This window comes from Ruegeria sp. ANG-R, assembly GCF_000813985.1.
Lineage (GTDB): Bacteria > Pseudomonadota > Alphaproteobacteria > Rhodobacterales > Rhodobacteraceae > Ruegeria.
Genome location: NZ_JWLJ01000011.1, coordinates 291,121 through 302,773, shown reverse-complemented (window position 1 = coordinate 302,773; position 11,653 = coordinate 291,121). Strand labels below are relative to the sequence as shown.

Sequence of the window (11,653 nt, the reverse complement as noted above, 5' to 3'; positions counted from 1 at the left end):
GGATCAGTAGCTGTTTGCCACTGCGTCAGCCAATTGCTGAACCGCGTCCTGCGAGGAAATATCCGAGTTGAAATGCGCGGTCACAACATCAGTGATCGCACCGGCCTGCGACCCGCGCAGCGCCATACCATGCGCGTAAGAGGGCAGCAGCGACCCGTTGGCCGAGGTCGAGCCCATGTCTTCGGCAGAAATCTGGGCACAGATATCAAACTTGTCCAATGCGACATCGGTGCGCGCAGGGATCGAGCCCTTGTTCAGGTTGAACACTTCCTGGAAGTTCGGTGCAACGATGAGTTTGGCCAGCAATTCCTGACCGGCGCGCTTGTCATCACCGTCAACGTCAAACATGGCAAAGCTGTCGACGTTGTACAGATAACCATCGCCGGGGGTCGAGGCGCACAGGAAATCTTCGCCGGGCTTCTTGCCAGCCGCCAGGAATTCGCCCTTGGCCCAGTCACCCATGATCTGGAACGCGGCTTCGCCATTCATCACCATCGCGGTGGCGAGGTTCCAGTCACGGCCCGAGAAGTTCTCGTCCACGTAACCACGCAGGGTGCGCATCTGGTCAAACACCTGAACCATTGTGTCCGAGGTCAGTGCTTCGGGGTCCAGATCAACCAATGCTTTTTGATAGAACTCGGGGCCGCCGATTCCCATCACAACCGCTTCGAACACGGTGGCGTCCTGCCAAGCCTGACCGCCATGTGCCAGCGGAATGACACCTGCAGCCTGCAGCTTCTCGGCCGCCGCGTTGAACTCGTCCCATGTCTTGGGCATTTCGATGCCATTGGCGGCCAAAACATCTGCGTTGGCCCAGATCCAGTCGATACGGTGCACGTTAACTGGCGCTGCACACCACGTGCCTTCGCACTTCATGTGACCAGCAATCGAGGCAGGCAGAACTTCTGCCCAGCCCTCGGCCTCGGCAACGTTCGAGATATCGGCCAGAACGCCTTCTTCATACCATTCCTGAATGGCCGGGCCTTTCAGCTGAACGGCAGTTGGCGCATTACCGGCCAGAACACGGGCGCGCAATGCGGTCATCGCCGCATCACCACCGCCACCCGCAACCGGCATATCTGTCCATGTACCGCCGTTCGAGGCGAATTCTTCCTGCAGAACAGCCACGGATTTGGCCTCGCCGCCGGATGTCCACCAGTGCAGAACCTCGGCCTGAGGCTCAGCCACCGCGGACGACCCGGCCGCAACGGCCAGAGTCGATACGGTGGCAAATGCAAAACGCTTCATTTTTGTCTCCTCCCTGAGAATTCGGTGCCACCCCGTGGGCGGCCATGCCCGACATACTGCGGCCAGAATGCCATCTGGCAACGCGTAATCCGCTGCAATACCCTGACAAGGTGGAAATTTTCACCGCTTTTGTTACGCCATGTTACGTTGACCTTGAATCCGTTTCCATTCGTTACAATTGGCGGCAGCGGAGAAAGGTGAGGAGGAGGATCAGAGTGGGCATTCCCCGGCTCCTGGTGGTGGACGACGATTCGGAGATGCGGTCGATGATGACCCAGTTCTTTCAGCAGAACGGGTACATCGCTTTACCCGCCAGTTCGGAAAACGAAATACGTTCTCATCTGACCTCGGGGCGGATCGACCTGATTCTGCTGGACGTCATGCTTGGAGATGAAAACGGCGTTGAAATCTGCGCCCGGCTGCGGCGTGAACAGGATGTACCGATCATACTGGTCTCGGCCCTGTCGGCGGATCACCAACGCATGGCGGGGTATGAGGTCGGTGCGGACGATTACATCGCCAAGCCGTTCAACCCTCAGCTTCTGCTGGCCCGCGTCCGCGCGGTGATGCAGCGCGCAAGGCGTACTCCGTCTCTGGCCTATCGCCGCCGCACCCGCACCTTTCATTTTGACGGCTGGGTGTATGACGGAAAGCGGGACGAGGTGCATTCGCCCGAGGGCTATCTGGTGTCCCTCTCCCAACGCGAATCCGCGCTGCTGAAGGTGCTGCTGGCAAATCCGCATATCCCGCTGACCCGGGATGAAATCGCCGCTGCTCTGGATGTCACCGGCGAGACCGACAAGCCCGAGGCGCAGGGCCGCGCCATCGACATGTTGGTGGGACGGCTCCGGTCGAAGATCGAGGCCAACCCCAAAGACCCCCAGATGCTGCGCACCGAACGTGGGGTCGGCTATGTCTTCACCGCCGATATCTCGGTGGATGAGGACGCATGACCCTGCGTCTGCGCAGCCTTGGCTGGATCTGGACATTTTCTGCCTTTGCCGCCGGTCTGCTCTCAGCCGGGATATGGTCCGCCTCGACTCAGGCCTGGAACCGGTATCTGACAGACTCATTTGTGGCCGGGTTCGCGGTCTATGAAGAGCTGCGTACCGGCATGGCGCCGCCGCCCGGACTGACGATTACCCCGTTGCCCGCCGAGGCCGCCGCACTGGCCGAGATGGGTGAGTTTCAGAAGATGCCCGGCTTTGCCGGCCGCAGCTTCGTCACCAACCTGTCGATCCTGACGGACAGTTCCGCGCCACTCAGCGGGCGTGAACTGACGCTGGCCGTCTTATCGGATCGGCTGGTCTATCCGGTCTCGGACATCGTGTCGGGCAGCGATCAGACCGGACCCGAGAAGTTGGGCAACCTGACGCGCCTGCTGGCAACTTATTGCAGCGAACCAATCCTGATCGCGCAATTCGGGCGCAGAGCCTGGCAGCAAATCGACGGAACGGAAATATGGGGCTGCAAAGCCGCTCCGGCGGACCTGCGCCTGCCCGCCATCTTACTGGGGATTGTTGCGCTTGCGGTGCTTCTGACCTCGGTTGGCAACGTTTCGGACAGTTTTACGCGCTTTGCCCAGGCCCTTGGTGATCGCAAACGCCGGGGGGGGCCCCAGAGCTATGATTCTGACGGTCCTGAGGAGCTTCGCGATATTGTGGCGGCCGTGAATGATCATCTGGACGCTGAGCGTGCACAACTGGAAAAGCGGGCGATCGTCCTGTCGGGCGTCAGTCATGATCTGGGCACACCCGCGACCCGTGTTCGGCTGCGCGCCGCCCTGATCGACGATACAGAATTGCGTGAAAAGCTGGAAGCGGACGTGGATCAGATGACGGGCATGATCGAAAGCGTGCTGACCTATACCCGGTCGGAGCTGAGTGTCGAAGATCCGCGTCAGATCTCTCTGACCTCGCTGGTGGAGTCACTGGTCGCCGATTATCAGGACATGGATCGGCCTGTGTCGCTGAAAGCCGTTGATCCGGTCGCAGTCGAGGGCGCACCCTCGGTCTTCATGTCGCGCCGGGGGCATGGGTCGCTGCCGGAAACCCGGCGCATTCTGGTGATGGGGCGGCCGATCTCGCTGAAACGGGCGCTGACCAACCTGATCGACAATGCCCTGAAATACGGGCGCCGTGCCGAGGTTGCTCTGGAAACCGACGCGCAGACCGCCACTATCATTGTCGAGGACAAGGGCACCGACCTGTCGGTCGAGGATATCGAGGCGCTGTTGACCCCGTTTCAACGCGGTTCGAACATCGGGTCGTCAGACGGGTTCGGTCTGGGCCTGACCATCGCCAGCACCGTCGCCGAGCAACATGGCGGAACCCTGAGTTTCGAGGCCGGAGAGCAGGGCCTGCGCGCCCGCCTGCAGATCACCCGGCAATAGGTCAGGGCACATAGCTGCGCACCAAGGCGCTGGCGATCAACGCCCAGCCATCGGCAATCACGAAGAACGCCAGCTTGAACGGCAGCGACACGGTGGCCGGGGGCACCATCATCATCCCCATCGACATCAGCACTGCCGCGACCACCAGATCAATGATCAGGAATGGCAGGAAAATCAGAAATCCGATCTGAAACGCCCGTGCAATCTCGGACAGCATAAACGAAGGCATCAAGACGGACAGTGGCGCCTCGGGCGACAACTGCATTGCCGCCCCATCCGGTCGCAGCGCAGCCATTGCCTGAAACGTATCGGTATCCAGACGCGCAGCCATGAAGCTGCGAAACGGCACCAGCGCGCGTTCAAGCGCTGGCTCCACGTCGAGCGTTTCGTCGATCATTGGCTGAATTCCGGCCTCCCACGCCTCGGTGAAAACCGGCTCCATTATGAAATAGGTCAGAAACAGGGCCAGACTTACGATCAGCATGTTGGGCGGCGACTGTTGCAGGCCAAGGCCCTGACGCAGGATCGCCAACACGGTAATCAGAAATGGAAAGCATGTGATCATGATTGCCAGACCCGGCGCCAGACTAAGTACCGTGATCAGCAGGATCAATTGGATGGTTCGTGCCGAGATCGACCCACCGTCACCCAGCGATAGCGACAGCTCCTGTGCGGCACCGCTGGTGGGGATGAGCAGCAGGAATACCAACCAGATCAGCTGGCGCATCATCCTATCCCGTTCTGCAGGTCCGAAATTTCAGTCAGGCGTACCGCCAGTTGTCCCGCCTGGTCCCCCTCCATTTCTTCCAGAAGTCCGCGCGCGACAAGTTGGTCCCCGACGTAGAGATCCACCGGGTCTTCGATCCGCTTGTCCAGAGTCAGCACGGCGTTCTCGCCCATATTCAGCAAGTCACGGATCAATGGCCGCGCCCGACCGACTGATACCGTAACCTCGATCGGAACCGTCTCGAACGGGTTTGGTTTTTCGGATTTCGGAGATTGGGGATCATTCATTTGACAAAGCCTCTTTTGCTTCAAACAGATATGCGTCGAACGCAGCGGCGATGGACGAAAGTAACGCGGCGCAGTCGACTTCACTGCAGGCGGTGCCCACCTGCAATCTCGCCTGCCCCGGCTGAAGGGACGGGTCCTCGGTGATACGGGGACGTGGCGAGAAATCTTGCGGCAGGACCGCCTCGACCTGCTCAGTGGTGCCTGCTGGTACCGTCAGTTGCATCGGCTGTCCGATCTGGTCCTGCGCCATCTCACACAGCTGCTCTGTCAGTCTTGTGGCAAACCCACGTTCGACGGTTTCCGGCAAAACAACCTGAATTAGACTCTGAAACATCGGCTCCAGCGACAGAGTCATGCGGGTCAACGCTTCCTGATAGGTAAATGACAGGTCGGACAAGGTTGCGGACAACTCTGTACCAAGCTGCGCGCCCGATTGTTCCTGCGCCTGAATGGCATCCTCCCAGCCCGCACCATAGCCCTTCTCGAACGCGGCAAGCCGTTGCTCCTCCAGGGCTTCCTCATCCAGAAGATGCACTGCGACACCATTGGCTGGAGCGGTAAAGTCTTCAAGGAGATGAGCGATCGACATCACACCCTCTCCTCGCCTTCTTCAAGCCAGCTGCGCAGAATCTCAACCGTTTCTTCCTGCTTGTCACCGATCATGGCGCGCAGGCGGTCGACGGCATCCTCGGCGGGCGCACTGGCGATCGCCGGAACATTCAGATGCGCCGATTCCGGCAGCGGCGTGAAATCCTGTGCGTCTCCTGTCGCGATTTCTCCGGTGAGGTACGATGCCGGGTCCGCATCGGGGGAAGCGCCCGCTGGCAGCAGAGCGGGGGCCGCTGCAGACTTTGTCAGGATTGGCCGAATGACAAACAGCCCCAATACAATGGAAACCAGCGCCAGAACCAACATCTGGATCAGCGACATGGCATCAAGGTGAATCTTCTGCCAGATCGACGCCGACACCAGTGTGCCCTGCGGTTCAACCACCGGCAGATCAAGCGATTTCAGGGTGATCACATCACCGCGTTCGGCGTCGAAACCAACGGCTGAGGCAACAAGTTCCTCAAGCGCATCAAGCTCGGGCTGCGGCATGGGGACAAAACTCTCGACACCGTCTGCATCCACCGTGCGTGCGCCATTAACCAGAACCGCAACGGTCAGACGTTTGATGGCACCCGGCGCGCGATGAACCTCAAGTTCGGTTTCGGAAACCTCGTAATTCACGCGTTCGCGCGTCTGGGTGGCGTTCGAATTGGATTCGTCACCGCCGGACCCATCGCCATCCGGCAGGTTGGAGGCAACGGTCACATCCGCAGATTGATTGCGCACACTGTCGGAACGTTCTTCAACATCCGTGCTGATCGCGACACGTCCTTTGGGGTCAAAGCGACGCTCGCGGATCGATTCGGTCTTGGTCACCGTATCGACACTGACCTCAACCACCGCATTCCCCGCACCGACCCGAGCTTCGACCAGACGCAAGACTTTTTCACGCAGCTGGCGCGCCTTGTCATCCGCGGTGTCCGCAGCAGCCGCCGTTTCCTGCGCTCCGATCACGGCACCATTCGAATCGATCACGGTGACGTTTTCCGGGGCCAGCCCGCTGACAGCCGACGCCACGAGAAATCGGATTGCTTTCGCCTGTTCCCCGGTGATCTGTGCCCCCGACGGCACCAGATAGACCGAGGCAGTCGGTGCAACGCTGCGCTGAAACGGATTGGCCGAGCCGTTAGCGATATGGACCCGCGCCTGGCTGACATAGGGGCTGCCGACAATGGTGCGCGCCAACTCGCCCTCTTTCGCGCGCCAGTAGGCGGCATCGAACATCTGGGATGTGGTGCCGAACCCGCTGAGTGAATCCAACAGCTCATAGCCACGATTGCCGTTTGCTGGCAGCCCTTCGCTGGCCAGGGTCATGCGCAGCTCATCCCGCTGCGCACCGGGTACGTAGATCGAGCCACCGCGTATCTCGTAGGGAACACCGCGCTGATCCAGCGACCGTACGATATCCCCCGCCGCGCCGCTTTCCAGCCCTGCATAAAGCAACGTCATAGAGGGCGTCGTCACAATCCGCGACATCGCGAGCATGCCCAGAAACACCAATGCCACGGCACCGGCTACGATAATTTGTTTGCGCCTGTCCAAACTTGCCCAGACAGTTCCGATCTGCTGCACGCTCACCTCCGACTCACCGACATTCTGTTCGGCTCAGCCCTTGTTTGGACGATTGCCCTTAACAATCGGTTAGTCCCTGAGGGGTTATGACGGTTGCCGAACAGATCAATGAGGACGGCATGACCGACGCAACCGCGGATGAGGCAGAACCCCCTAAGAAATCAGGAAAAAAGGGCCTGGTTGTCGGGCTGATTCTAGCCATCGCAGGTGGGGTTGGCGGCTATTTCATAACCGCATCCGGCCTGTTGCCGATCGGAGCTGCCGAGATCGCTGCGGACACTGAAAAGAAAGACAAAGAGGCACCTGTGAAGGCATTGGCCGATGTTACGTTTGTCGATCTTCCGCCGGTGATTGTCTCGGTCAACGCGGGCGATTCGCGGCATCTGAAGTTCCACGCGCAGCTTGAGGTGAATGCAGGCTACGGCGCCGAGGTCGAAAAGATGCAGCCGCGAATCATGGATGTTCTGAACAGCTACCTGCGCGCGATCGAACTGACCGATCTCGAAGATTCTCTGGCTCTGATGCGCATCCGCGGACATCTGCTGAGACGAATCGGAATCGTCGTGGGCGAAGGCCGTGTGCGCGACGTTCTGGTGATGGAATTTGTATTGAATTAGGAGGCGAAGGTGGAGCTGATTGCCGATATTCTGCTGGTTGCGGGCGCGCTTGGGGCGGGGCTGTACTGTTTCGTTCTTGCGCGACGTCTGAGGCGATTTACGGATCTTGAAAAAGGCGTGGGCGGCGCTGTGTCCGTCCTTTCCGCACAGGCGGAGGAGTTGCGAAAATCGCTCGATGCTGCGCGCGAGGCTTCGGACGACTCGGGAAACGCGCTGCAGGCATTGACCGAGCGGGCGGAAACCGTCGCGCAGCGGCTGGAGCTGATGATGGCCTCGATGCACGATGTCGTACCGGAAGAGTCCGCAGATCCCGATATGCCGGACGACCCGCCGCAGGATGCGCCGGATGAGGATGTGGCCGAACCGCCTGTCGAGGCGCCAGAAACCGCGCCCGAAAAACCCGCAAAGAAACCCGAGGGCCTGATGTTCTTTCGGCACGCAGCAACATCTGGCGGGGCGGCGCAATGACCCGCAAGGGGGCCAAGGTGCCGGACCGCCGCGCACGCGGAGGTGTGCTGACCGTCATCTCGCTGTTGATGATCGGTTCCGCCATCATTCGCGTCGGGCTCGAAGCCGGGCCGGCGCTGGCCCGCGGGGCCGAACCCGCCATGGCTGCTCCGGCCGATGCACGGGGCAAGACTGCCGCCGACGCGGCGGACCTGCAGCTTTTGCTGACCGAATTGCTGCGCCGTGAAGACGAGTTGAACCGGCGGGAAAACACGATTGTGGATCGGGAACGGGCGCTGGACATCGCCGGTCAGGCCATCGATTCGCGGCTGGCCATGCTGCAGGAGGCCGAAGAAACCCTGCGCGATACGGTGGCAATCGCCGAAAGCGCCGCCGAAAACGACCTGACCCAACTAACGGATGTCTACGAAAGCATGAAGCCAAAGGATGCGGCCGCTCTGTTCGAGACGATGGACCCGGTATTCGCAGCTGGCTTCCTGTCCCGGATGCCGCCCGATGCCGCCGCAAATGTAATGGCCGGTCTCAGCCCTGAAGTTGCCTATACGATCAGCGTCGTCATGGCGGGGCGCAACGCAAACGCCCCGCAGGAGTAAGCCCAATGTACACCCACCTTTGTACCCCAATTGCCGGAGATGTTTCATGATCGGACTCATCGGAATTGCCGTCATCTTTGTCATGGTGTTCGGTGGCTACCTGGCCGCTGGTGGCAAAATGGCCATCATCATGAAATCACTGCCCTTCGAGATGATGATGATCGGCGGAGCTGCCATCGGTGCCTTTCTGATCAGCAATGACATGGGTGGTGTCAAACATACCGCTAAGGATATGGCCAAGGTGTTCAAGGGCCCAAAATGGAAGCCAGAGGACTACCGCGACCTGCTGTGCCTGCTGTTTTCATTGATCCGCATCGCGCGTGCCAACCCGGTGGAGGTCGAGCAGCATATTGAAGAGCCTGAGAACTCGTCACTTTTTTCAGCCTATCCCAAAATCCAAGCCGATCAGGAGGCGGTAGAGCTGATCTGCGACACCATGCGCTCGGCGGCGATGAACTATGACGATCCGCACCAGGTCGAAGAGGTTCTGGAAAAGCGGATGGATGCAAATTTTCACCATGCCATGCACTCCAGCCATGCGCTGCAAACCGTGGCCGACGGTTTGCCCGCCCTGGGGATCGTGGCGGCGGTGCTGGGCGTGATCAAAACCATGGGTTCGATCGACCAGCCGCCCGAAGTGCTGGGCAAGCTGATCGGCGGTGCGCTGGTCGGCACATTTCTGGGCGTATTCCTGGCCTACGGGCTTGTCGGGCCCTTCGCCGGCAAGCTGAAGGCGGTTGTTGAAGAGGACAACCATTTCTATCAACTGATCAAAGAGGTTCTGGTGGCGAACCTGCACAACCACAATGCGGCCATGTGTATCGAGGTTGGCCGGCAAAACACGCCGACGCACAACCGTCCCGGCTTCTCCGAGCTCGAAGATGCTCTGAAGGAACTCAAGCAGGCTGCCGCATGATCCGGGTATTGATTCTGATCTTGATTTTCATTGGGACAAACGCGTCGGCACAAGCATTGCGCGTTCGATCCGGGGAACATGATGGGTATACGCGCCTCGTGATAGAGGTTCCCCCTGGCACCGGTTGGGTTCTGGATCAGTACCAGAACGGCGCGCGTCTGAATATCGCGATAGACAACGCCACATTCGACACCGCCGCCGTTTTCGAACGCCTCTCCGGCAAACGGCTAAAATCGTTAAGACAACCCGCACCCGGTGCGGCGCTGGAGATGACGTTCTGGTGCGAATGTGTGGCCACGGCATTTCTGTTTCGTCAAACCATGGTGGTTGTAGATATCGCTCCGGGCACGTTTATACCCAATGAGGACACGGAGGCGCCGATACAGTCGCTTCCCACGATTGCCGCGGCGGCTGACCCTTTATCAGTAGAAGCCCCAGCCACCGAACTGGCACTGCCCCTGCTGCATCTCAGCCATCGGAATTTCGAAGACCGGTTGATATCGCGCATCTTGCAAAGCGCTGACCGAGAGGTCGTCGATCTCGAACTCGCAGGCATTGGGCGCAGGCAGTCTGCCGGTTTCGGTCCGTTGAATCCGGTGGGGGAACTGGCGCCGAACCTGCGAGTATCTTCGGTTTTGGACGACGTTCAGGGGCTGACCAATCTCGCAATCCCACCGATTGACACCAAGCCCGAGTGCATCACGGACAGCGAAATGGCATTCGGAACATGGGCGGCCAATTCGTCATTTTCCGATCAGGTGGCGAGCCTGCGAGTTGGGCTGTATCAGGAATTTGACCGCGTGGACCAGACGCACGCGCTGAAGCTGGCAAAGCTCTATACCTATTTCGGGTTCGGGGCCGAAGCACGTCAGGCACTGACTCTGATGTCCGGGTCCTCGGCAGAGCAGAGCAGGTTGACAGCTATTGCCTTCGCCATGGATGGCCTGTCTGCACCGATACCGAACCCGTTCGAGGGGCAGCAAAGATGTGACGGCGCCGCCGCGCTCTGGGCATTGTTGACCGAGGGTGCACTGCAACCAGATGCTCATCTTAATGCGGTCGAACGCACCTTTGGCCAGCTTCCCCGACACCTTAGAGAGCAGCTTGGCCCGACTCTGGCTGAAATGCTTATCTCGGCGGGCCGGCTGGAGGCGTCACGCCGCATATTGCGCGCCGTTGAACGGGTCCAGAAGGTCGAGCCCGCCGATGTGACCCTTGCCAAAGCCACGATAGCGGACGCAGAGGGGAAGGCCGATGTTGCCGAGTCGCTATTGACCGAAGTCATCACTACCCCCGATGCCGCGGCCGAGGCACCGCTGGCGCTGGCGCGGCTGGTCGAGAAACGCTGGTCGGACCACGGCACGGTCTCACCCCGCGACCTCGACCTGGCGGCAGGCTATGCGCGTGAGTTTCGAAAATCCGAAATTGGCCCAATGATGGCGCGTACGCACGTTCTGGCTATGGCTTTGTCGCAGGATTTCGATGGCGCGTTGAAGGGTATCGAGGGCACCTTAGGCTCGGATGATTGGCGGCGGACACGCGATCAGGTGTTGCAACTGCTCGCAGAGCGGGCGGATGATATAACTTTCTTGCGCCATACTTTGCCGCTCAAAGACGGAACGCGAGATGCACTGGCGGTTGAAGCTGCTGTACCCATCGCTGAACGATTGGCTGATCTGGGGTTTTCAGCACAGGCCTATGCGCTCGCAGATCGACCTCAGGATCGCGGGCGTAGCCATGACCGTGCGCGGCTTCGGGCGCGTGTGGATCTTTTGGACAGCCGTCCTCATCAGGCGTTGCTGGAAATCGCCGAGGACTCGTCTGACGCCGCTCAGGAGTTACGCGCGCAGGCCATGATGCAGACGCAGGATTTCGAAGCCACCGCGCGCACGTTGCGCGAGATTGGTGAAACCGAGGCGGCTGACCGTTATTCTTGGCTGGCCGGTTCCGACGATGTTGATGAGGAAGCATCGAACGTCTTCGCCGATCTGAACCGGATCAGAGTCTCTCTGGCCAGGCCGATTGAACGGCAACCGGAAAAGCCGCTGGCAGACGCATCGGTGCTGTTGCAGCAAAGTGCGGTCGCGCGAGAACAGATCGCTGACATGCTTAAGATCGTGCGGACGGGCGAATTGAATTGATCGATGCGCGCCGCGTTCAAATCGACGCTGTTCCACCAACTCAAAAGGGCAGCCCGATGGCGTTCTGAAAACAGACTCTAATA

Annotated in this window: 12 protein-coding genes; 7 read left to right on the top strand and 5 right to left on the bottom strand. The window is 59.9% G+C overall.

From position 1 onward, the window contains the following. Positions 1-3: 3 nt before the first annotated feature. Entirely contained in the window at positions 4-1,248 is a 1,245-nt protein-coding gene (locus RA27_RS19795) for an ABC transporter substrate-binding protein (RefSeq protein WP_039543052.1), read from the bottom strand. 215 nt (positions 1,249-1,463) lie between these two features. Here RA27_RS19795 and RA27_RS19790 point away from each other — a divergent pair, with 215 nt between their 5' ends. Then, complete coding sequence (locus RA27_RS19790; RefSeq protein ID WP_039543050.1) at positions 1,464-2,201, top strand: response regulator transcription factor; 738 nt, start codon at positions 1,464-1,466, stop codon at positions 2,199-2,201. Then, entirely contained in the window at positions 2,198-3,640 is a 1,443-nt protein-coding gene (locus RA27_RS19785) for a HAMP domain-containing sensor histidine kinase (protein WP_039543049.1), read from the top strand. The genes RA27_RS19790 and RA27_RS19785 overlap by 4 nt, the downstream gene beginning before the upstream one ends. 1 nt (position 3,641) lies before the next feature. Here RA27_RS19785 and fliP read toward each other — a convergent pair whose 3' ends face one another. The 4 genes from fliP to fliF are packed head-to-tail and all read right to left on the bottom strand — an operon-like array spanning position 3,642 to position 6,835. Further along, complete coding sequence (gene fliP / locus RA27_RS19780; protein WP_039543048.1) at positions 3,642-4,370, bottom strand: flagellar type III secretion system pore protein FliP; 729 nt, start codon at positions 4,368-4,370, stop codon at positions 3,642-3,644. Further along, the gene (locus tag RA27_RS19775; RefSeq protein ID WP_039543046.1) at positions 4,367-4,654 is read right to left on the bottom strand and encodes a FliM/FliN family flagellar motor C-terminal domain-containing protein; all 288 of its coding nucleotides are present in this window, start codon (positions 4,652-4,654) and stop codon (positions 4,367-4,369) included. The genes fliP and RA27_RS19775 overlap by 4 nt, the downstream gene beginning before the upstream one ends. Next, complete coding sequence (locus RA27_RS19770) at positions 4,647-5,243, bottom strand: hypothetical protein (protein ID WP_039543044.1); 597 nt, start codon at positions 5,241-5,243, stop codon at positions 4,647-4,649. Before RA27_RS19770 ends, RA27_RS19775 begins: the two co-directional genes overlap by 8 nt. Then, entirely contained in the window at positions 5,243-6,835 is a 1,593-nt protein-coding gene (gene fliF, locus RA27_RS19765; RefSeq protein ID WP_039543041.1) for a flagellar basal-body MS-ring/collar protein FliF, read from the bottom strand. Before fliF ends, RA27_RS19770 begins: the two co-directional genes overlap by 1 nt. Positions 6,836-6,954: 119 nt before the next feature. Here fliF and RA27_RS19760 point away from each other — a divergent pair, with 119 nt between their 5' ends. Genes RA27_RS19760 through RA27_RS19740 form a run of 5 tightly spaced genes read left to right on the top strand, consistent with a single transcriptional unit; the run spans position 6,955 to position 11,570 of the window. Then, a complete protein-coding gene (locus RA27_RS19760) occupies positions 6,955-7,452 on the top strand; it encodes a flagellar basal body-associated FliL family protein (protein ID WP_039543234.1) in 498 nt (165 codons plus the stop codon). Between the two features lie 9 nt (positions 7,453-7,461). Further along, positions 7,462-7,920 carry a hypothetical protein gene (locus RA27_RS19755; RefSeq protein WP_039543040.1) on the top strand — a complete coding sequence of 153 codons (459 nt, stop codon included), beginning with the start codon at positions 7,462-7,464 and terminating at the stop codon, positions 7,918-7,920. Beyond that, on the top strand, positions 7,917-8,513 hold the full coding sequence (locus RA27_RS19750; RefSeq protein WP_052265399.1) for a hypothetical protein: 597 nt from the start codon (positions 7,917-7,919) through the stop codon (positions 8,511-8,513). The genes RA27_RS19755 and RA27_RS19750 overlap by 4 nt, the downstream gene beginning before the upstream one ends. Before the next feature lie 46 nt (positions 8,514-8,559). Next, positions 8,560-9,429 (top strand): flagellar motor stator protein MotA, encoded by an 870-nt coding sequence (motA, locus tag RA27_RS19745; protein ID WP_039543039.1) that lies wholly within the window; start codon positions 8,560-8,562, stop codon positions 9,427-9,429. Then, positions 9,426-11,570, top strand: a complete 2,145-nt coding sequence (locus tag RA27_RS19740; RefSeq protein WP_039543038.1) for a hypothetical protein — start codon at positions 9,426-9,428, stop codon at positions 11,568-11,570. Before motA ends, RA27_RS19740 begins: the two co-directional genes overlap by 4 nt. Positions 11,571-11,653 lie beyond the last annotated feature (83 nt).